General features: G+C 34.0%; 17 protein-coding genes. 13 read left to right on the top strand and 4 right to left on the bottom strand.

Annotation, left to right across the window (positions count from 1 at the left end; translation table 11 throughout):
• Window positions 1-56 precede the first annotated feature (56 nt).
• The 5 genes from argB (at window position 57) to BUA98_RS08050 (ending at window position 5,973) form a co-directional block, all read left to right on the top strand.
• Window positions 57-833, top strand: a complete 777-nt coding sequence (gene argB, locus BUA98_RS08070) for an acetylglutamate kinase (protein WP_072971091.1) — start codon at window positions 57-59, stop codon at window positions 831-833.
• 216 nt (window positions 834-1,049) lie between these two features.
• The gene (locus tag BUA98_RS08065) at window positions 1,050-2,120 is read left to right on the top strand and encodes a M20 family metallo-hydrolase (protein ID WP_072971090.1); all 1,071 of its coding nucleotides are present in this window, start codon (window positions 1,050-1,052) and stop codon (window positions 2,118-2,120) included.
• Between the two features lie 254 nt (window positions 2,121-2,374).
• Window positions 2,375-3,655 (top strand): argininosuccinate lyase, encoded by a 1,281-nt coding sequence (argH, locus tag BUA98_RS08060; protein WP_072971089.1) that lies wholly within the window; start codon window positions 2,375-2,377, stop codon window positions 3,653-3,655.
• 156 nt (window positions 3,656-3,811) lie between these two features.
• Window positions 3,812-4,810, top strand: a complete 999-nt coding sequence (locus BUA98_RS08055) for a DUF2157 domain-containing protein (RefSeq protein WP_072971088.1) — start codon at window positions 3,812-3,814, stop codon at window positions 4,808-4,810.
• Window positions 4,807-5,973, top strand: coding sequence for a hypothetical protein (locus tag BUA98_RS08050; protein WP_072971087.1), 1,167 nt, complete (start codon window positions 4,807-4,809; stop codon window positions 5,971-5,973). Before BUA98_RS08055 ends, BUA98_RS08050 begins: the two co-directional genes overlap by 4 nt.
• A gap of 78 nt (window positions 5,974-6,051) precedes the next feature.
• On the opposite strand, the gene ytxJ is transcribed toward BUA98_RS08050, so the two are convergent.
• A complete protein-coding gene (gene ytxJ / locus BUA98_RS08045; protein ID WP_072971086.1) occupies window positions 6,052-6,441 on the bottom strand; it encodes a bacillithiol system redox-active protein YtxJ in 390 nt (129 codons plus the stop codon).
• A 207-nt stretch (window positions 6,442-6,648) separates the two neighbouring features.
• Here ytxJ and clpB point away from each other — a divergent pair, with 207 nt between their 5' ends.
• The 4 genes from clpB to BUA98_RS08025 all read left to right on the top strand — a co-directional run bounded on the left by clpB (window position 6,649) and on the right by BUA98_RS08025 (window position 12,446).
• Entirely contained in the window at window positions 6,649-9,252 is a 2,604-nt protein-coding gene (clpB, locus tag BUA98_RS08040; RefSeq protein ID WP_072971085.1) for an ATP-dependent chaperone ClpB, read from the top strand.
• Window positions 9,253-9,640: 388 nt separating this feature from the next.
• Window positions 9,641-10,531 (top strand): DUF808 domain-containing protein, encoded by an 891-nt coding sequence (locus BUA98_RS08035; RefSeq protein ID WP_072971084.1) that lies wholly within the window; start codon window positions 9,641-9,643, stop codon window positions 10,529-10,531.
• A gap of 341 nt (window positions 10,532-10,872) precedes the next feature.
• Complete coding sequence (locus BUA98_RS08030; protein WP_072971083.1) at window positions 10,873-11,283, top strand: hypothetical protein; 411 nt, start codon at window positions 10,873-10,875, stop codon at window positions 11,281-11,283.
• A 272-nt stretch (window positions 11,284-11,555) separates the two neighbouring features.
• Window positions 11,556-12,446 (top strand): carbon-nitrogen hydrolase, encoded by an 891-nt coding sequence (locus BUA98_RS08025; protein ID WP_072971082.1) that lies wholly within the window; start codon window positions 11,556-11,558, stop codon window positions 12,444-12,446.
• 103 nt (window positions 12,447-12,549) lie between these two features.
• On the opposite strand, the gene BUA98_RS08020 is transcribed toward BUA98_RS08025, so the two are convergent.
• On the bottom strand, window positions 12,550-13,812 hold the full coding sequence (locus BUA98_RS08020; protein ID WP_072971081.1) for an OmpA family protein: 1,263 nt from the start codon (window positions 13,810-13,812) through the stop codon (window positions 12,550-12,552).
• Window positions 13,813-14,013: 201 nt separating this feature from the next.
• Window positions 14,014-15,534, bottom strand: a complete 1,521-nt coding sequence (locus BUA98_RS08015) for a choice-of-anchor I family protein (RefSeq protein WP_072971080.1) — start codon at window positions 15,532-15,534, stop codon at window positions 14,014-14,016.
• A 186-nt stretch (window positions 15,535-15,720) separates the two neighbouring features.
• On the opposite strand from BUA98_RS08015, the gene BUA98_RS08010 reads away from it, so the two are divergent.
• Window positions 15,721-16,761, top strand: a complete 1,041-nt coding sequence (locus BUA98_RS08010) for an agmatine deiminase family protein (RefSeq protein ID WP_072971079.1) — start codon at window positions 15,721-15,723, stop codon at window positions 16,759-16,761.
• Between the two features lie 383 nt (window positions 16,762-17,144).
• Here BUA98_RS08010 and fahA read toward each other — a convergent pair whose 3' ends face one another.
• Window positions 17,145-18,431, bottom strand: a complete 1,287-nt coding sequence (fahA, locus tag BUA98_RS08005; RefSeq protein ID WP_072971078.1) for a fumarylacetoacetase — start codon at window positions 18,429-18,431, stop codon at window positions 17,145-17,147.
• A gap of 108 nt (window positions 18,432-18,539) precedes the next feature.
• Here fahA and glyA point away from each other — a divergent pair, with 108 nt between their 5' ends.
• The 3 genes from glyA to BUA98_RS07990 all read left to right on the top strand — a co-directional run bounded on the left by glyA (window position 18,540) and on the right by BUA98_RS07990 (window position 21,160).
• A complete protein-coding gene (glyA, locus tag BUA98_RS08000) occupies window positions 18,540-19,814 on the top strand; it encodes a serine hydroxymethyltransferase (protein ID WP_072971077.1) in 1,275 nt (424 codons plus the stop codon).
• 169 nt (window positions 19,815-19,983) lie between these two features.
• On the top strand, window positions 19,984-20,577 hold the full coding sequence (miaE, locus tag BUA98_RS07995; RefSeq protein ID WP_026985454.1) for a MiaE family protein: 594 nt from the start codon (window positions 19,984-19,986) through the stop codon (window positions 20,575-20,577).
• Between the two features lie 43 nt (window positions 20,578-20,620).
• A complete protein-coding gene (locus tag BUA98_RS07990; RefSeq protein WP_072971076.1) occupies window positions 20,621-21,160 on the top strand; it encodes a hypothetical protein in 540 nt (179 codons plus the stop codon).
• Window positions 21,161-21,243: the final 83 nt, after the last annotated feature.

Here is a 21,243-nt window from a genome sequence, read left to right as displayed (position 1 = left end):
GGTTTATAAACTGGATCTAAACTTTGTCCCTTTGTTCCTCTGAACCTTTGAACCTCATGAAAGAAGTTACCGTAATAAAAATTGGTGGAAATATAATCGACAATCCAACTGAATTAGAACAGTTTTTAACTGATTTTTCTAAGATCGAAGGATATAAAGTTTTGGTTCATGGCGGTGGAAAATCGGCTACAAAAATGGCGCAGAGCATTGGTTTAGTTCCTCAAATGATTGATGGACGCCGAATTACAGATGCTCCAATGCTTGATGTTGTGGTTATGATTTACGCAGGACAAATCAATAAAGATATTGTAGCACAATTACAGGCAAAAGACAGCAATGCAATGGGGTTTTCCGGAGCTGATGGGAATTTGATTCAATCAACCAAAAGAAACCATCCAACAATTGATTACGGATTTGTAGGCGATGTAAAACAAGTAAATACAGCTTTATTAAAAACCTTACTTGAAAACGGAATTGTTCCTGTTTTCTGCGCGATTACACACGATAAAAACGGTCAGTTATTAAACACAAATGCCGATACCATTGCAAGCGAATTATCAATCGCGTTGTCTGCAGTTTTTGATGTTACGCTAACATACTGTTTTGAAAAACAAGGCGTTTTACAAGATTCAGAAGATGATTCTTCTGTAATTACAGAAATAAACGAAGCTTTATACAACAAGTTAAAAGAGGAAAAAGTAATCCATTCCGGAATGATTCCGAAATTAGATAATTGTTTTAACAGCTTGTCAAGAGGTGTTCAAAAAATCAAAATTGGACATCACAAGATGTTGCAAAATCCTGATGTTTTGCATACTACAATTACGTTATAAAATGCTGCCATGAATTTCACGAATTTTCACGAATTAAAATTTTAAAAAAAATTAGCGAAAATTTGTGTAATTCGTGGCAAAAAAAAACACAATTGCTCAAGCCATTTTAAATATTAATTTAAGAAATTTGCGCAAATTAAAAATGTCACAGATTTAATAAAAACTTTGTGACTTCGTCCCGATAGCTATCGGGATCGTGGCAGAGAAACTACACTTATGAAGAATATAGAAACGCTTACCAAAGAAGCCATACAACTATTAAGAAATCTAATTGAAACGCCTTCATTTTCAAGTGAAGAAGATCAAACGGCGCTTTTAATAGAAAATTGGTTCAATCAAAACGAAATTCCTTTTAAAAGAGAAAATAATAATGTGTGGGCTTTCAATAAATATTTCGACGAAAATAAACCGACACTTTTACTGAATTCTCACCATGACACGGTTAAACCAAATCAGGCTTATACTAACGATCCGTTTAAGGCGATTGAAAAAGACGGAAAATTATTTGGTTTAGGAAGTAATGATGCCGGAGGCTGTTTGGTTTCGCTTTTGGCCACTTTTGTTCATTTTTATGAGAATCAAAACTTGTCACATAATTTGGTAATTGTAGCTTCCGCTGAAGAAGAAAGCAGCGGTAAAAATGGTTTAAACAGTGTTTTAAAACATTTACCAGAATTAGATTGCGCCATTGTAGGCGAACCTACATTAATGCAATTGGCCATTGCCGAAAAAGGTTTGTTGGTTTTGGATGTAAAAGTAAAAGGAACTGCAAGTCACGCTGCACACCAAAACGATGATAATGCATTATACAAATCAATTCCGGTAATGGAATGGTTTAAAAACTATAAATTCGATAAAATTTCTGATGTTTTAGGTCCCGTAAAAATGACCGTAACACAGATTAGTGCAGGAAAACAGCATAATGTTGTTCCATCAGAATGTGATTTGGTAGTTGATATTCGTGTAACCGATCGTTATTCAAATACGGAAATTTTAGAAGTTGTTAAAGCAAACGTAAATGCTGAAGTTACACCAAGATCTATGCATTTAAACGCTTCGTCTATTCCAGTTGCGCACGGTTTAGTTCAGGCCGGAATCGCATTGGGAAGAACAACGTACGGTTCGCCAACACTTTCGGATCAATCTGTTTTAAGCTGTCAGTCTTTAAAATTAGGACCAGGAGAAACATTGCGGTCACATTCAGCAGACGAATTTATTTTTGTAAATGAAATTGAAGAAGGAGTCGAATTGTATATCAAAATACTAAGCGATTTCTTTAAATTATAAAATTATTTAGGAGCTAATCCCGCTATCCGTTTCAAACGAAGTTCACTGAACTCCGATTGAAATAAAAATTAAGTGAAGTAATCTTTTGTGCCGAACCCCGGCACAAAAGGATTTCCACTACTATCGGGGCTAGAAACACGAACAGTATAAACAATGACATCCAGAGTAAATTAGAAAACATCAACTTTAGAAGATCTAACAATCTAAGAAGTCTAAAAAAATCTAACAATCTAAGAAGTCTAAAAATCTAAGTTATGAAACTTTGGGAAAAAGGAATACCAACAGACAAACAAATCGAACACTTCACAGTTGGAAACGATCGTGAATTAGATTTAGTTCTAGCAAAATACGATGCTTTAGGTTCAATCGCACACGCTAAAATGCTGGGGAAAATTGGCTTATTGACTTCAGAAGAAACAACTTCTTTGGTTGATGCATTAAACGATATTATTGCAGATATCGTAGTTGGAAATTTCGAAATTGAAGACAGTTTTGAAGATGTACATTCTAAAATCGAATATCTGTTAACGGTAAAATTGGGCGATGCCGGAAAGAAAATCCACACGGCACGTTCTCGTAACGATCAGGTTTTAGTTGATGTTCATTTGTATTTAAAAGATGAATTAAAAGCAATAAAAGAGCAGGTAAAAACATTGTTTGACTTGTTAATGGAATCGGCAGAAAAACACCAAAATGTTTTATTACCAGGTTATACGCATTTGCAAATTGCGATGCCATCGTCATTCGGAATGTGGTTTTCTGCTTACGCTGAAAGCTTAATTGATGATATTACAATGTTGAATGCAGCGTCTAAAGTTGTGGACCAAAATCCGTTAGGATCTGCGGCAGGTTACGGAAGTTCTTTCCCAATAAACAGAACTTTTACAACACAGGAATTAGGTTTTGAAACGTTAAAATTCAATGCGGTTGCCGCACAAATGAGCCGTGGAAAAGCAGAGAAAACCGTTGCTTTTGCCATGAGTAGTGTAGCAGCAACGTTATCGAAATTTGCAATGGACGTTTGTTTGTATATGAGTCAGAATTTTGATTTCATTAGTTTGCCAGCTCATCTTACAACAGGTTCAAGCATTATGCCTCACAAGAAAAACCCAGATGTGTTCGAATTGATCAGAGGAAAATGTAACAAGATTCAGGCGCTTCCATACGAAATCACTTTAATCACAAATAATTTGCCAAGTGGTTATCATAGAGATTTACAACTTTTAAAAGAAGGTTTATTTCCGGCACTTCAAAACCTTAAAGCTTGTTTAGATATTGCAATTTTCTCTGTAAAAGATATTACAGTTAAAGACAATATTTTAAAAGATAAAAAATACGATTATTTGTTTACGGTTGATACTTTAAACGAAATGGTTGTGGCTGGAATGCCGTTTAGAGATGCTTACAAAGCTGTTGCAGAACAATTGGAAGCAGGAACTTATCAATCTCCAAAAGAAACAAAACACACACACGAAGGCAGTATAAATAATCTGTGTTTAGATGCTATTAAAAATAAAATGAAAGTGGCTTTTTAATAAAGTTATACTTTTAAATAAAAAACCGATTTGTAGTGATATACAAATCGGTTTTTTTATGCATTAAATTTTAAAGAAAGATTTTCCGTATTAAAAAATAGTCTTTAATCAATCAAAAAAAGACTATTTTTGATTTGCTATTTATAAAACCAAAACATGAATAAGTTTGATGACCAGGCGACCCAATCGCTTCTGGATAAGAATCTAATTACCGAAAATCAATATCAGGAAATTAAAGCTTATCGAAACCTGAATATTTTCTCATTGAATGCAGAACTGAAACTTTTCCTGTATCTATCTGTGTTACTTTTTACTTCCGGAATAGGGATTTTAATTTATGAAAACATAGATACTATTGGTCATATCGCAATTCTCTCAATATTACTTATTGTAATTGCAGTTTGTTTCTACTATTGCTTTAAAAAATCCAAGGGATTTCAAAAAACAGAAACCGTTTTTGAGAGCCCATTTCTGGAATATTTGGTTTTAGCGGCTAATATTTTAACCTGTATTTTTATTGGCTATCTTCAATTTCAATATAAACCTTTCGGAACTAATTATGATTTGGCAACTTTAATTCCAACTCTAATAAGTTTCTTTTGTGCTTATTATTTCGATAATAAAAGCGTTTTAACTATAGCAATTACGGGTTTAGCTGCCTATATCGGGCTTTCTGTGACACCTCAGGATTTATTACATAATGATTTTTATTCGAATGAAACACTTAGCTATTCTGCTATCATACTGGGAGGTTTACTTATTTTATGGACAATTTACAGTTCCAGAACAAATTTAAAAACACATTTTAATTTCATCTATTTAACTTTTGCCTTGCATTTAATAAGTATAGCATCAATTAGTAATTTGACAGATTCCGATTATGATGGAATTTGGATGCTTTTTGGATTGGTTTTAGCTGCTTCATCCTATTATTTTTATAAAGTGAGCCATGAAACCAAAGCAATGTCATTGTATGTTTTTATGATCATTTATGCTTATATTGGGTTGAATATATTCTTCTTTCGAATTTTAGATTTAGTAGATTTCTCTGGTATTTGGGAATTGTTTGTTTTTATGCTGCCAGTCTATTTTATCGGCTCGATAGTACTATTTATTAAATTGATTAAAAACTTCCATAAAGAAATAACCGAATGATAGCACACGATAAACAATTATTGGACGATTTGGCTTTATTGGAAGAAGCAAATTCATTGCAAAATGCTGGTTTTATCAGCAAAGAGCAAAAAGATTTAATAAAAAAGCAATTGCCTGATTTTAAAAACCAAAAGTATATTCTGGTACGATTAGGGTTTTTTCTGTTGGGGTCATTTTTATACGGATCGATATGTGGAGCTATTTCGATAGTTGGAATGGTGGGCGATGAATTATATTTCAAAATCTGTTGCTATATTTTTGCCGGAGTTGGTTTTGCCGGAGCAGAATTTTTAGCCAATCAAAAATATTACGGGCACGGTTTGGATGATGCTTTTATTTTGGGAGCGATTTTAAACGTAGGTTTCGCTATCGGAATTACAACGGATGGATATGAATTGATAATTGCTATTTTCATGGCAATTGCAGCATTTGTAATGTACAGGCGCTACTTACATTTACCTTCATTACTGGTTTTTTGTTTAGCAAGCTGCGCAGTTTTATTCTATGGCTTATTTGAATTTGGTGAAATCGGAAAAACAATTTTGCCTTTTGCAGCAATGATTTCTGCTGCTGGTTTTTACTTCTCTACTAAAAAATCAATCCATAGTCTTACGGAAAGCTATTATTACAACGGTCTTTTGTTGGCTAATAGTTTCTGTTTAATTCTGTTCTATCTTTCATGTAATTATTTGGTCGTAAGAGAGCTTTCAATTATGCTTTTAGGAAATGAAATTCTTCCGGGAACTGATATTCCGTTTGCTTATTTCTTTTATGCTTTCACGCTGATTGTTCCGATTATTTATTTGGTACAAGCCTTAAAAACGAAAGACAGAATTATGCTTTGGATAAGCTTCTTAGCTATTGGGTTTTCAATTTATACCATTCGATTTTATCATTCCGTTTTACCAATTGAAGTAGCACTAACACTTGGCGGAGTAGTGTTATTTGCAATAGCTTATTTCTCCATAAAGAAATTGAAAGAGAAAGAAAGAGGTTTGACTTTTAAACCAGATAGAATTAATCATTCAAATGCACTTTTAAATGCTGAAGCCTTAATTGTAGCATCAACTTTCGGAATGAAACCAGGCGTAAAGCCGGAAAGTTCTCCAATGGAATTTGGAGGAGGAGGCTATAGCGGAGGCGGTTCAGAAGGAAATTTTTAGTATTGTAAAATGTAAAATGTGATTTGGGAGAAATTATAACATCTCACAAATCACATTTTACATTTTACAAAAAAATAACTATACTTTACTTTTTAATGCCTCAGCACTAATATCGCTATGCGAAACATCATAAACTGCTTTTCCGTCCTTAATTAAGATAAGTTGTGGTGATTCATGATAAACACCAAATTTATTGGCAATTTCATTTGAAACATCGCGATGTTCAATTAAATCTAAAAAGAAAGCGTCAACAGTTTCATCTAAATCATATTCTCTTTCAAATTGTTTTAAGGCAAAACGGCTAATGCTGCATCTTGTGCTATGCTTAAAAATTACAATAGGCTTAACACTAGACATGTTCGCTATATCATTTAACTGTGCTAAATTTGTTAGAGGAATCCAGTTCACATTACTTTTTTGTGATTCAGAATTGTCTGAATTTCCGAAGATAGAATTTAAAAAACTCATATTTTGACTGTATTTATGACTTTTTGTCGTTTAAAATTAGGTAAAAAACTGTTTTAAATGACTTTTTGTCTGTATTTTTATAATGGAATATAATTTGAAAGTTCATTAGCAAAATTACACCATTTAAAATTAAAAAGTGGATTCAATAAATTCGAATTTTAATGGTATCAATTATTAAATGAAAATCAAACCTTAATAACATAAACTATGAACATAAATAAATTTACAACTAAATCTCAGGAAGCCATTCAGCTTTCACAGCAATTGGCGCAACGTTACGGACAGCAACAAATAGAAAACGAACACATTTTTAAAGCCATTTTTGAGGTGGATGAAAATGTAGCACCTTTTATTTTGAAAAAACTGAACGTAAATGTGCCGTTGTTTTTACAAATATTAGACTCAACTATTCAGAGCTTTCCAAAAGTTTCCGGAGGCGATATCATGCTTTCCAGAGATGCTAATAAAGCTTTGAATGAAGCAGAAATCATCGCTCAAAAAATGAACGACGAATACGTTTCGATCGAACATTTAATTTTGGCCATTTTCGATTCGAAAAGTAAAGTTGCCCAGATTTTAAAAGATCAAGGCGTAACCGGAAAAGCTTTAAAAGCAACTATTGAAGAACTAAGAAAAGGTGAAAGAGTAACATCAGCTTCAGCTGAAGAGACTTATAATGCTTTAAATAAATATGCTAAGAATTTAAATGAATTAGCGCGTGAAGGAAAACTGGATCCAGTTATTGGTCGTGACGAAGAAATTCGTCGTGTATTGCAAATTTTGACCAGAAGAACCAAAAATAACCCAATGTTAGTTGGGGAACCTGGAGTTGGTAAAACCGCTATTGCAGAAGGTTTAGCGCACAGAATTGTAGACGGCGACGTACCTGAAAACTTAAAAGATAAAATAGTTTTCTCTTTAGATATGGGAGCATTGATTGCCGGTGCAAAATACAAAGGAGAATTTGAGGAAAGATTAAAATCAGTCGTAAAAGAAGTTACCGCTGCCGAAGGTGATATCGTTTTATTTATCGATGAGATTCATACCCTTGTTGGTGCAGGTGGAGGAGAAGGTGCGATGGATGCGGCTAATATCTTAAAACCAGCTTTGGCTCGTGGAGAATTAAGAGCAATTGGTGCAACAACTTTAGATGAATATCAAAAGTATTTTGAGAAAGATAAAGCATTAGAACGTCGTTTTCAAAAGGTTTTGGTAGATGAACCGGATACTGAAAGTGCGATTTCGATTTTACGTGGAATTAAAGAAAAATACGAAACACATCATAAAGTTCAAATTAAAGATGAAGCAATTATTGCTGCTGTTGAACTTTCACAACGTTATATTACGAATCGCTTTTTACCGGATAAAGCGATCGATTTGATGGACGAAGCTGCCTCTAAACTGCGTATGGAAATCAATTCAAAACCAGAAGAATTAGACGTTTTGGATCGTAAAATCATGCAGTTAGAAATCGAGATTGAAGCCATCAAACGCGAAAAAGAAGAAAGTAAATTGAAGATTTTAGGAATGGATTTGGCGAATCTCAAAGAAGAACGCAACGAAATCTATACCAAATGGAAATCGGAAAAAGATGTTGTTGACGGAATTCAATCTGTAAAACAAGAAATTGAAGATTTTAAATACGAAGCAGAACGTGCAGAACGTGATGGCGATTACGGTAAAGTAGCGGAAATCCGTTACGGAAAAATCAAAGAAGCACAAGAACGTTTGGATGTTCTGTTGAAACAATTACAGGAATATCAATCTGGAAATTCTCTGATTAAAGAAGAAGTTACCCGCGAAGATATAGCCGAAGTTGTAGCAAAATGGACTGGAATTCCAGTAATGAAAATGCTTCAGACAGAAAGAGAAAAACTCCTTCATCTGGAAGAGGAATTACACAGAAGAGTAGTAGGCCAGGAAGAAGCGATTGAGGCTGTAAGTGATGCCGTTCGTAGAAGCCGTGCCGGTTTGCAGGATATGAAAAAGCCAGTTGGTACGTTCTTATTTTTAGGAACAACCGGAGTGGGTAAAACAGAGTTGGCAAAAGCATTGGCAGAATATCTTTTTGATGACGAAAATGCCATGACACGTATCGACATGAGTGAGTATCAGGAACGTCACAGTGTGAGCCGTTTGGTTGGTGCGCCTCCGGGATATGTAGGTTATGATGAAGGTGGACAATTGACAGAAGCTGTTCGTAGAAAACCGTATTCTGTAATTTTGTTAGATGAGATTGAAAAAGCGCATCCGGATACTTTCAATATTTTATTGCAGGTTTTAGATGAAGGCCGATTGACAGATAACAAAGGACGTTTGGCCGATTTCAAAAATACGATTATCATCATGACATCCAATATGGGAAGTCAGATTATACAAGAGAAATTTGAGAATTTAAAAGGAAGTGTCGAAGCCGCAACCGAAGCTGCAAAAGTGGAAGTTTTAGGCTTATTGAAACAAACTGTACGTCCTGAATTTATAAATCGTATTGATGAAATCGTAATGTTTACACCATTAACGGTAGACAATATTTCTAGAATTGTGAGTTTGCAATTGAAGAGTGTGAGCAAAATGCTGGCATTGCAAGGTATCACAATGGATGCAACTCCGGAAGGAATCAAATATCTTTCAGATAAAGGTTATGATCCTGAATTTGGTGCAAGACCGGTGAAACGTGTAATTCAGCGTGAAGTATTGAATCAATTGTCTAAAGAAATCCTGGCTGGAAATATTACAACAGACAGTATTATTTTAATTGATGCGTTCGACGGAAAATTGGTTTTCAGAAACCAGACGCAACCTGTAGAATAATTAAAAAAGAATAATTTTTGAAACACCAGTTTTATTGCTGGTGTTTTTTTTTTGCAATAAAACTAAAACCGTGAATAATGAAACTTTTTTTAAAATTCATATAAAATAATTGATTCAGTAATTTCTCAACTTTATAATACTTAAAAATCATTATATTTAATTAAATAAATAACTAAAAACCAATACTATGAACAATATTTTTAGAGGATTAATAGCAGGGTACGGAGCAAAAAAATTAGGCGGAGGATGTTTTGGAACAATCTTAGTTTTTGTAATTATCTGGGTACTTTTAGGACAATGCAGCTAATTTTTTAGCAGAAAATTAAATCAAAAGTAGTAGATTCGCACCACCAAATTAAGGAGAATCACAATATAAAAAACAATTATAATGGCATCAGGTTTTTTCGTACTATTAGATGATATTGCAGCAATTATGGACGATGTTGCAGTAATGAGTAAAGTTGCAGCAAAAAAAACTGCAGGAATTTTAGGTGACGATTTAGCTGTTAATGCCGAAAAAGCTTCCGGATTTGCTTCTTCAAGAGAGCTTCCGGTATTATGGGCTATCAGTAAAGGATCATTACTTAATAAAGTAATTATTTTACCAATAGCCTTTTTATTAAGTGCTTTTTTTCCAATTGCTATTATCGTGGTTTTAGTTTTGGGTGGATTGTTTTTGGCTTATGAAGGAGCCGAAAAAATATACGAGTTTATCTTTCCGCATTCGCATGAAGAATCAGAAGGAATAACCGATGAAACCTTTACTGAAGAACAAATTCTCGAAATGGAAAAAGGAAAAATAAAATCGGCAATCGTAACTGATTTTATTCTCTCTGTCGAAATCGTAATCATCGCTTTGAGTACGGTAGTTGGTAAACCTATTTCACAGCAAATTGTTGTAGTTTCAATCATTGCATTGATTGCAACTATTGGCGTTTACGGTATTGTAGCGTTAATTGTTCGTATGGATGAAGCAGGTTATAAACTTATTAAGTTTAGCAAAAAAGAAAAAAGTATATCAAAATTTATTGGTAATATATTGGTGAAAGCGCTTCCGTTAGTGATAAAAGCTCTAACCGTAATTGGTACAATTGCATTACTATTAGTTGCTGGTGGTATCTTCGTACATTACATTCCATTCTTTCATCATTTATCACCTAAAGTCAATCTTCCTGCAATTATAAAAGAATTTGTAGTGGGCTTAGCATTGGGACTTGTAGTTTTAGTAATAGTAAATCTTGTAAAAAAGATACTGCCTAAAAAAGCTGCTAAGGCATGATCTAAGTGCTTAAAAAAAATATTTCAAAACACTGGTCGAAAGGCTGGTGTTTTTTTTTGAAGCAGAAAAATCAGTTTCCAAAACAAGACCTGTCCCGCTATCCGCTTGTATCTTTTTAGCCGCCGAAAAAGCGGCTAAAAAGTATACCGCTCTTATCGGGGCTAGGTTAGAAATTTCATTTTTTGCAAGAAATAACGGTAGTGGCGTGATTTTTTTTCATCTGGCAAAGTGTTGATATGTAGATGTTTGATTCGTTCTGAAAAATATTTAACATTTCGCCAAAGCAACCAATGCAACGCATTCCCATCTTCATAGTAATTAACAATTAATTATTATTTTATATGAAAAGTTTTAGATTAAAATCAGTTTTAGTAGTATTATTTTTATCATTAGCAGTTGTTTCATGCAATAACGATGACGAAGTAGAAACTCCTAACCCAGTAGCTAAAGCTGCATTTGCAACAGAGGTTAAAGGACCAGCAACCGGAAAAGTAAACGATGAGCTTAGTTATGAAGTAACTTTTTTGGTAGATAACGCTTGTGGAGAATTTGATAAAATTAGTGAAGTAACACTTGGTACAGTAAAAGGCTTACAGGTTGAAGCAAAATATCCTTCAGAAGTTTGTACACAACAAGTTCCAGCTCCTAAAAAGACGACTTACAAATTCAAGTCAGCTGTAAAAGGAACTTTCGATATCAAATTCAGAAAATCTGAAACTGAATTTATCACAACAAAAGTGGTTATTGATTAATACAATTTTTAGGTTATAAATTTAGGTTGAAAGCCATTTTGTAATTATCTAGTTCATTTAAAATGGAATTAAATAGTTGTAAAATGGTTTTCTTTTTTTAAAATATTTAATTGAATACGCATTGTGTTTCTAGTCTCAGCAGGGAAAATCAAGAAAACAAAATTCTTGCGAACTTGCGTATCCCGATAACTATCGGGATTGCGTCCTTTGCGGTTAACCAAACTTTGTCATTCCTTTAAAAATTACTATTTTTGCACTCTAAATTTTATGTCATGCCGAAAAGAAAATATAAAATAGCCGTTATTCAGTTAAATCTGAACGACGTTGCCGAAAATAATCTTAAAAAATGTATCAGTTGGGTAAAAGATGCTGCCAACAAAGGGGCAGAGGTAATCTTATTACCGGAATTATATAGCAGTCATTATTTTTGCCAAAGTGAAGATGTAGATAATTTCGCTTTAGCAGAACCATTGTATAGTACTTCTTTTATTGCTTTTAGTGAATTGGCAAAAGAATTAGGAGTGGTTATTATTGTTCCTTTCTTCGAAAAAAGAATGGCTGGAATTTACCATAACAGTGCTTATATCATCGATACAGATGGAACAGAAGCTGGTTTGTACCGAAAAATGCACATTCCGGACGACCCTCATTTCTATGAAAAATTCTATTTCACTCCGGGTGATTTAGGTTTTCAGGCAATTGAAACTAAAAAAGGAACTGTTGGAACTCTAATTTGCTGGGATCAATGGTATCCGGAAGCAGCTCGTATCACAGCTTTAAAAGGTGCTGAAGTGTTATTTTATCCAACAGCAATTGGATGGCATCCAAAAGAAAAAGAACAATACGGTGAAAATCAATATGGCGCCTGGATGAATGTAATGAAAGGACATGCTGTTGCAAACGGTGTTTTTGTTGCCGCCGCTAACCGAATTGGTTTAGAGCAATATATCGACGGAACTGACGGAATTCAGTTTTGGGGTGCATCGTTTATCGCTGGACCACAAGGAGAAATTTTAGCACAGGCTTCTCACGATCAGGAAGAAATCTTAATTGCCGAAGTTGATTTGGATTTACAGGAAAATGTTCGTCAAAACTGGCCATTTTTCAGAGACAGAAGAATTGATGCTTTTGGCGATATTACAAAAAGAGCAATCGACAGATAATAAGAAAAAAAAGGACAAATTCAAATTTGTCCTTTTTTTTTACTCAATAAAAAAGGCGGTTTCAAATACATGAAACCGCCTTTTAAATTTATATTTACAGAGATTATTTCACTTGGAAAGTAACTCTTCTCACGATTTGACGAGCTTCTTTAGAATTTTTATTCACAGAAGTGTCTTCACCGTTTGCAATTACATTCAGTCTTGAAGCATCAATACCAGCATTTGTAGCTACTTTTTTCACAGCTTCAGCTCTTTTTCTTGATAATTCAGTGTTGTAGCTTGAATTTCCAATTTCGTCAGCATATCCTATGATATCAGCAGATTTTCCTGGATTGTTTTTCAAGTATTTTACTAAGAAATCAACTCCTGATAAAGATGCATTTGTTGGTTTAGAAGAGTTAAAGTCGAAATATACATTAACGTATCCGCCATTAATTAATTCTTCTACAGTGTTGTTTGTTAGGTTGTTATCACCTTTTTTAGCATAAGTTTTGTCTAAATAGCTTTCTAATTCATCAGGAACACCATTTTGGTTTGTATCTATAGATTGTCCTTTTGTATTTACAGCGACACCAGTAATTGAGTTTGGTTCCAAATCATATAGATCTGCTACACCATCTTTATCTGTGTCTAAAAGACCAGTTTCAATTAAACCAACTCTTTGTTCAAGTTCATCGTATCTGTCTTCTTCTCCCACCCAGTCAGCATGTTTTCCGTTTTTACCTAAATAGAAGGTTAGACCTACTGAAGCATTTAATAATACACCATCAAATGCGCCTGTTTTCGTTGAGCCCATCCCGTCAAAGTTCCAGTTTTGTCTTCCATTTACAATTCCGGTAAGGTCTCCAGTCAAAGCAACTCTATTACTTAATTTAATTTGCCCTGTTAAACCTAGAATTCCATGTCCTACATAATCCTGACCTCCATAACCTGTTTCAGTACTTAATTGTGCTACACCAATACCACCATGTGCTAAAACGCCAATCGTATTAGTCCAGGTCTCAAAATTTAAAGCTCTACCGATGTTTACAACACCTTGTACGCTTGCTCTAACATAACGGCTTTCAAAATCCGGTGTATCATCTCGCTCTGTAAATTGATCATAACCTACATCAAATTTTACCCCAAATTTAGGATTAAACATGTATCTAACTCCTAAATCTGCATGAAAGGGATTAAGAGTTGCGGTAGAGTAACCTGGAGTCATTGTTCTGGTTGGTTTGTTGATACCACCATTTAATTCAATAGACCATTTGTCGTACGGCTCTTTATCTATAGAAGACTGTGTTGTTGTAGTTGCCATATTTTGCGCATTTGCTGCAAATGCCAGTATTAACAGGGATGCGGAGGCTAATTTCTTTTTCATGATATTCAATATTAAGTTGGTTTTTATTTTAAACTCATGACAAAATTATGCTTAGACTTTTAAATTGTGTTGTATATGCTCTTACATAATTCCCACGTTTTGGCTTTTTTTTATGTAAATAAGTTAAAATAATCTCAATATTAGAGATAAAAAAAGGGTAAAATTAGTTTTTACCCTTTTCTTGAAAATGATGATTGAAACTTATTTTAAATCTGGCTGATAGATTTTTACAGTTCCATCGCCTTCGCTGCTCACTACTAAAAGGCTCCTTTTTGTAGGGCTCTTAGAAGCAGGAATAAATAACACTCCTTCTGGTGCATCTCCGGTTTTTACTGTTTGTAAATATTGAGGAGATGTAGGATTAGTCACATCATAAGTCATAAAAGCATCAGATCTCTCTAAACCTACAAACAAAATATTTTGATTTCCCATTTTTACTACTTTCACAGCTTCTGGTTCAGAACCCTTGTCATCACTTCGTTTGTCATCGTACGTTCCTAGTTCTTGTGTTTTTTTGTCTACATCATTTTTACTATCATAAACAATTTTTCCAGTGCTTCCATTCCAAATAGAAAATGAGCGGGCTCCAAAAGCTACCATTTCATCTAAATCACCGTCACCATCATTATCTCCCATATCAGCGATAAGATTCAATCTTCCTAGATTTGTTTCTAATTTTAAAGTTGCTGCATCAGGAAAAACAGTAGCGTCTAACGTTAAGTCTTTCATTCTTTTGATATCTGTATTAGCAGTATATTCTCTTGCATCACCTTCATTGGCGGTAACAAAATAAGGAACGTTATTGGCAGAAAAATGGCTTATAGCATCCGGCATAAACATACCTTTTACTTTCCAAGGATTGAAAGCAATTTTATCATCTTTATCACTTACATCAATTGCATTTTCTGCTGTATTGTAATTTTTGAATCCTAAAGGATAAATAGCTGTAATTGTTTTTGAAGTTAAATCTACTTTTGCAACACCATTATTTTCTTGTAATGTTACCCAAGCCGTTTTAGAATCGTCTGAAATAGTAACATATTCTGGTTCAATATCCTGTGCGAAACTTTTGGCAACTTTTGAAATTCTGAATCCATCTTTTTTCAAAGTTTCAGCCTGAGGAGCGAAAGAAGCAAAATCTAAAGTTGTCACAGCATATGTACTAGTTTCAATAATAGAAATAGTTCCGTTTGGATCTTGAGAATAATCTGTATTTGGCTCTCCTTCATTAGCCGTCATAATATATTTCCCATCAGGAGAAAAAGTAATCATATCCGGTAATGCACCTACGGTTACTTGTTTTATTAAACTGTAATCTGTAGTATTAAAAATGACAACTTTTCCGTTTCCTTGTTTGTTTGTAGTTGATTCTAATGCAACGGCTAATTTTCCATCGTAAACATCAACACTATTTGAAGCTCCTTCGTAAGGAGTTAAGTCAATTTTACCAATTTTAACGGGTTTACTAGGATCTGAAATATCAATTACATCAATTTGATTCGTTCCGCTATTGTTTACAGTGAAAAGTCTTTTTGTTTTTTCATCGTAAGTAGAAATTTCAGCTGCTGCTTCACCCCCAATAGTGATAGAGCCAATTTCTTTAAAAGTTCCCGGATTTTCGTTTACGACAACTTCTTCTGGTTCGTTGTTTGAATTTTCATCATTATTACAACTCGTCATGATTAAAAGAGCAGTTAGTAATGAGATTGATACTTTTTTCATTTTATTAGTTTTTAGTTTCGTCAAAAGTAATTAGCAGATCTTGGGCGTATATTAAGCCTTCATTATTTAATCTTTAACTTAATTTTTGACAGATATTTTGGCTTAATTGTGGTGGATTTTCAATAGACTGTTTTATAATCCTTCTGAATGATTATCTTTGTACTCTTTCAAATTTAGAACCTCTTTATGTCAACAAATAATAGAAGATTTCCAGCAGAATGGGAAAAACAACAAGGAATTGTATTGTGTTTTCCGCATAATGGTAATGACTGGCCAGGAAAATACGAAGCTGTTCAATGGGCTTTTGTAGAATTTATTAAAAAAGTAGCCACTTTTGAAACTGTTTTTTTGGTCGTAGCCGATGAAAAGCAGAAAGAGAAAGTAAACGAAATGTTAGAAAGAGCACGTGTTAATATTGCGAATGTTTCTTTTATAATTCATAAAACAAATAGAAGTTGGATGCGTGATTCCGGACCAATTATTGTAAAAAATGGTTCGAAAAGAGAAGCATTAAATTTCAATTTTAATGGATGGGCAAAATATAAAAATTACCAGTTAGATAAATTTGTTCCGGGTAAAATTGCCGATTTCATTGATGTTCCGTTAACACAGGTTATGTACAAAGGAAAACCGGTTATTGTGGAAGGGGGCGCAATAGACGTAAACGGAAAAGGAACGTTACTGACTTCTGAAGAATGTTTGATGCACCCGACAATTCAGGTTAGAAATAAAAATTTCACCAAAGAAGATTACGAAGCTGTTTTTAAAGAATATCTGGGAGTTACCAATGTAATCTGGCTTGGTGATGGAATAGAAGGGGATGATACCCACGGACACATCGACGATTTATGTCGATTTGTAAATGAAGATACGATTGTAACCATTGTTGAAACAGATAAAAACGATTCAAACTACAAACCATTACAGGATAATCTGAAACGCTTGCAAAATGCAAAATTAGAAGACGGAAAATCGCCTACGATTGTGGCATTACCGATGCCAAAACGTGTAGATTTTGAAGATTTAAGATTACCGGCGAGTTATGCTAATTTCTTAATTCTGAATAAATGTGTTTTAGTTCCAACATTTAATGACAGCAATGACAGAGTAGCATTAAATATTTTATCAGAATGTTTCCCTGACAGAGAGGTAATCGGAATTAGCTGTATCGATTTCATTTGGGGCTTCGGAACATTGCATTGTTTGAGTCAACAGATCCCTGCGTAGGTCTGGCCACGAAGGCACAAAGACACTAAGTTTTTTGTGTTTTACGTGTAATTTAATCTCGCAGAGTCGCTAAGATTTTATTTCTAAGTTTTTTTGCATAGCCCCTAGCTTCAGCTAGGGGAAAACGATTTGAATATAAAAAAGGCTTTAGCCAAACTAGATTAGTTTGGCTAAAGCCTTTTTGTTTGCGTTAAATATTTCCATCCGGCTAAAGTTGGACGCTATTTAATCTTTTAATAAAACTTTCAGGCTCTGCTCCCGATAGCTATCGGGATTGCGAGATTCAAACATAAAAGTATTTGCTTAAAAATAAAGCATAAAAAAACCTTGGCGAGAACCAAGGTTTTATATTTTTATATCTCTTCAGATAATTTATCTGCTCTTCATTGTCTGATAAACGGAGGTAAAAGTTGACTGGCAACTTCTCCAAAACCAATTCTTACTTCTGCATTTTCGCAGAAACCTCTAATGATAACGGTATCATTATCTTCGATAAATTTACGTTCGCTGCCGTCTTTTAATTTGATCGGATTTTTTCCTCCCCAAGTCAATTCTAACATAGAACCAAAACTATCAGGAGTTGGGCCAGAAATAGTTCCGGAACCCATCATGTCACCAGAATTTACACGGCACCCATTTGAAGTATGATGTGCTAATTGCTGGGCCATTGACCAATACAAATATTTGAAATTTGATTTTGAAACTACAGTTTCTTCCTCTTGATTTTCAGGCTGAATTGAAACTTCTAAATGAATATCAAAAGCTTTTTTTCCTTTTGTCTGTAAATATGGAAGCGGAGATGGATCTTGTTTTGGGCCTTTAGTTCTAAAAGGTTCTAAAGCATCCATAGTCACAATCCATGGAGAAATTGAGGTTGCAAAGTTTTTGGCTAAGAATGGTCCAAGTGGTACATATTCCCATTTCTGGATATCGCGCGCGCTCCAGTCATTCAATAAAACCATTCCGAAAATATAATCTTCTGCTTCGTAAGTTGGAATATTTTCTCCCATTACATTAACGTCTGTTGTAATAAAAGCTGTTTCCAATTCAAAATCTACTAAACGAGAAGGTCCAAAAACAGGATATTTTTCACCAGCTGGTAAAGTTTGTCCCATTGGTCGGTGTACCGGAATTCCGGACGGAACAATGGTAGAGCTTCTTCCGTGGTAACCTACCGGAATGTGTAACCAGTTAGGTAATAAGGCATTTTCAGGATCGCGGAACATTTTTCCGACGTTCGTAGCATGTTCTTTACTAGAATAAAAATCAGTGTAATCACCAATTAAAACTGGTAATTGCATCTCGACATCATCAATTTTAAAAATAACAATATCGCGATCTTTTGTTGAATCTCTAAGTTGTGGATTGGTTGCGTCAAATATATCTGCGATACGATTTCGGACTAATCGCCATGTTTTTTTTCCGTCAGAAATAAAATCATTTAGCGTGTCCTGCATAAACATATCATCAGTTAAATCTATTCCTTCAAAATAGTTTAATTGTTGTAAAGCCCCTAAATCTATAGCGTAATCGCCAATTCTTGTTCCTACTGTAACGACATTTTCTTTGGTAAGAAATACACCGAAAGGAATATTCTGTATAGGGAAGTCACTATTTTCTGGTACTTCTAACCATGATTTTCTTTTGGTATCGTTGGCGGTTATTGGCATGTGTATGTTAATTATTTGTTGAAAAATTCTATGTCAAATATATCATAATCTAACAGTATCACAAACGTTTTTTTGTATTTTTGCATCAAATTAACGAAAAACGAAAAAATGCAACGCGACGAACAAATTTTTGACCTTATACTAGAGGAACAAGACAGACAAATTCACGGATTAGAACTTATCGCTTCAGAGAACTTTGTAAGCGACGAAGTAATGGAAGCAGCTGGTTCTGTTTTAACTAACAAATATGCTGAAGGATATCCCGGCAAAAGATACTACGGCGGTTGCGAAGTAGTTGACGTTATTGAGCAAATTGCGATTGACAGAGCTAAAGAATTATTTGGTGCTGAGTACGCAAACGTACAGCCTCACTCAGGTTCTCAGGCAAATACTGCAGTTTATCATGCATGTTTAAATCCTGGTGATACTATTTTAGGTTTCGATTTATCTCACGGTGGTCACCTGACTCACGGTTCTCCTGTAAACTTTTCAGGTCGTTTATATCGTCCAGTTTTTTATGGTGTTGATGCTGAAACTGGTCGTTTAGATTATGATAAAATTCAGGAAATTGCAACTAAAGAAAAACCAAAATTAATTATCGCCGGAGCTTCTGCTTATTCTCGTGATATGGATTTTGCTCGTTTCAGAGAAATTGCTGATAGCGTAGGAGCAATCTTATTTGCTGATATTTCTCACCCTGCAGGTTTAATTGCTAAAGGATTGATGAATGACCCAATTCCACATTGCCATATCGTTTCTACAACCACTCATAAAACTTTACGTGGACCACGTGGAGGTTTGATTTTGATGGGGAAAGATTTTCCAAATCCACAGGGGTTAACAACTCCAAAAGGAGAAATCAGAATGATGTCATCTTTATTAGATCTTGCTGTTTTCCCTGGAAATCAAGGTGGACCTTTAATGCACATTATCGCTGCTAAAGCGGTCGCTTTTGGTGAAGCATTAAAAGATGAATTCTTTACTTACGCAATGCAATTGCAAAAAAATGCAAACGCTATGGCTGATGCTTTCGTAAAAAGAGGATACAAAATCATCTCTGGCGGAACTGATAACCACATGATGCTTATTGACTTAAGAAATAAAAATATTTCTGGTAAAGAAGCAGAGAATGCATTAGTAAAAGCTGAAATTACAGTAAATAAAAATATGGTTCCATTTGATGATAAATCACCATTTGTAACTTCTGGAATACGTGTTGGAACAGCTGCAATCACTACTCGTGGTTTAGTTGAAGAAGATATGGAAACTATCGTTGCTTTAATCGATAAAGTTCTTGCTGATCACACAAATGAAGCAATTATTGAAGAAGTAGCTAACGAAGTAAACGAAATGATGAGCGAAAGACCGATTTTCGTATACTAAAATCAGTCATAAAGTTTTAAAGTCGAAGGTCGAAAGTCTTGAAATGAATTTAATTCACTTCAGTTTTGATCTTCGGCTTTTATTTTTTTTGACTTTCAAACTTTCGATTTTCAGACTTTTGACTTTACGACTTTTGACTTTACGACTTTCTAACTTTAAGACTTATAAAATGGGCGTACTAAGATTACAATTGCCAACAGACCCAAGATGGGTAAATATTGTAGAAAAAAACATTGAAGAAATTTTGACCGATCACGCTTGGTGCGAGCAAAAAGCAGCGACAAATGCGATTACGATTATTACCAATAATTCTGAACATCAGGATTTAGTGAAGGATTTATTGGCTTTAGCCAAAGAAGAAATCGATCATTTTGAACAGGTTCACAATATCATCATCAAAAGAGGATTAAAATTAGGACGCGAACGCAAAGACGATTATGTAAATGAACTCTATTTATATATGAAGAAAAGCGGTGACGGAAGCCGTGTTTCTGGTCTTGTTGAAAGATTATTATTCTCAGCCATGATTGAAGCCAGAAGCTGCGAACGTTTCAAAGTTTTATCTGAAAATATCCAGGACGAAGAATTAGCTGTTTTTTACAGGGAATTAATGGAAAGCGAAGCTGGACATTACGTAACGTTCATCACATACGCCAGAAAATATGGAGTTGGAATCGACGTTGAAAAACGTTGGAGAGAATGGCTTGCTTACGAAGAATCAATTATTTCTAATTACGGAAAAGGAGAAACGATTCATGGGTAAAAATTAATAATGATTGTAAACTAATTAATAAAAGTACATATTAATGAAACTATCAAAATCTACTTTAGTACAATATTTAATAATTGGAGCTCTAATTATTTTACAGTTCTTTTTTTTAGATCCATATATTAAGGAAAAGTATTTTTATAGTGATGTTGATGCTTTTAAAAATGAATCCTGGCTTTATTCTTTTATTTTACCTTCAATTTTCGCTGTAATTATTATAGTAATAGGATTTAAAAGAAAAATACTTAATAGAACTTTCCTTTTTGGTACTTCAATTCTTTTTTTATTTATTGCCTTTTTTTCGAAACGATTTACAGATGATATTCTTTTATATTTTAATTCAAAAATAAAAGTTGAAGAAATTAATAAAGATTATGTTGTTTTAAGAAATGACGAAAACAAAGTGTTTCATATTTATGATAAGAAAAGTGAATTTATTTCTTTTGATGATCAATTAAATAAAATAGATTCGCTAAGAATAAAAAGTAATTTGAAGTCTTTATATAAGTTAGAAAATAATGACACATTACAGGTTCACTATAAAATTGGATTTTTAAAAGTAAAGTATTTAGAATAAGTAGTAAGTTTTTTTTGTTTCAAGTTTAAAGTTTCAGGTTCTCATACTTTGTGAATCTCTGTGAAATCTTTGTGAGACTCTGT

Source organism: Flavobacterium saccharophilum (assembly GCF_900142735.1).
GTDB classification, from domain to species: Bacteria; Bacteroidota; Bacteroidia; order Flavobacteriales; family Flavobacteriaceae; genus Flavobacterium; species Flavobacterium saccharophilum.
This window is presented reverse-complemented; position numbering and strand designations above follow the sequence as displayed.

Coding starts and splice junctions, on each gene's coding strand:
- BUA98_RS08035 (WP_072971084.1), top strand. CDS start 9,641: ATGGCATCAGGTTTTTTCGTACTATTAGATGATATTGCAGCAATTATG.
- BUA98_RS08065 (WP_072971090.1), top strand. CDS start 1,050: ATGAAGAATATAGAAACGCTTACCAAAGAAGCCATACAACTATTAAGA.
- fahA (WP_072971078.1), bottom strand. CDS start 18,431: ATGCCAATAACCGCCAACGATACCAAAAGAAAATCATGGTTAGAAGTA.
- glyA (WP_072971077.1), top strand. CDS start 18,540: ATGCAACGCGACGAACAAATTTTTGACCTTATACTAGAGGAACAAGAC.
- BUA98_RS08010 (WP_072971079.1), top strand. CDS start 15,721: ATGTCAACAAATAATAGAAGATTTCCAGCAGAATGGGAAAAACAACAA.
- argB (WP_072971091.1), top strand. CDS start 57: ATGAAAGAAGTTACCGTAATAAAAATTGGTGGAAATATAATCGACAAT.
- ytxJ (WP_072971086.1), bottom strand. CDS start 6,441: ATGAGTTTTTTAAATTCTATCTTCGGAAATTCAGACAATTCTGAATCA.
- BUA98_RS07990 (WP_072971076.1), top strand. CDS start 20,621: ATGAAACTATCAAAATCTACTTTAGTACAATATTTAATAATTGGAGCT.
- BUA98_RS08030 (WP_072971083.1), top strand. CDS start 10,873: ATGAAAAGTTTTAGATTAAAATCAGTTTTAGTAGTATTATTTTTATCA.
- BUA98_RS08055 (WP_072971088.1), top strand. CDS start 3,812: ATGAATAAGTTTGATGACCAGGCGACCCAATCGCTTCTGGATAAGAAT.
- BUA98_RS08025 (WP_072971082.1), top strand. CDS start 11,556: ATGCCGAAAAGAAAATATAAAATAGCCGTTATTCAGTTAAATCTGAAC.
- BUA98_RS08020 (WP_072971081.1), bottom strand. CDS start 13,812: ATGAAAAAGAAATTAGCCTCCGCATCCCTGTTAATACTGGCATTTGCA.
- argH (WP_072971089.1), top strand. CDS start 2,375: ATGAAACTTTGGGAAAAAGGAATACCAACAGACAAACAAATCGAACAC.
- clpB (WP_072971085.1), top strand. CDS start 6,649: ATGAACATAAATAAATTTACAACTAAATCTCAGGAAGCCATTCAGCTT.
- BUA98_RS08050 (WP_072971087.1), top strand. CDS start 4,807: ATGATAGCACACGATAAACAATTATTGGACGATTTGGCTTTATTGGAA.
- BUA98_RS08015 (WP_072971080.1), bottom strand. CDS start 15,534: ATGAAAAAAGTATCAATCTCATTACTAACTGCTCTTTTAATCATGACG.
- miaE (WP_026985454.1), top strand. CDS start 19,984: ATGGGCGTACTAAGATTACAATTGCCAACAGACCCAAGATGGGTAAAT.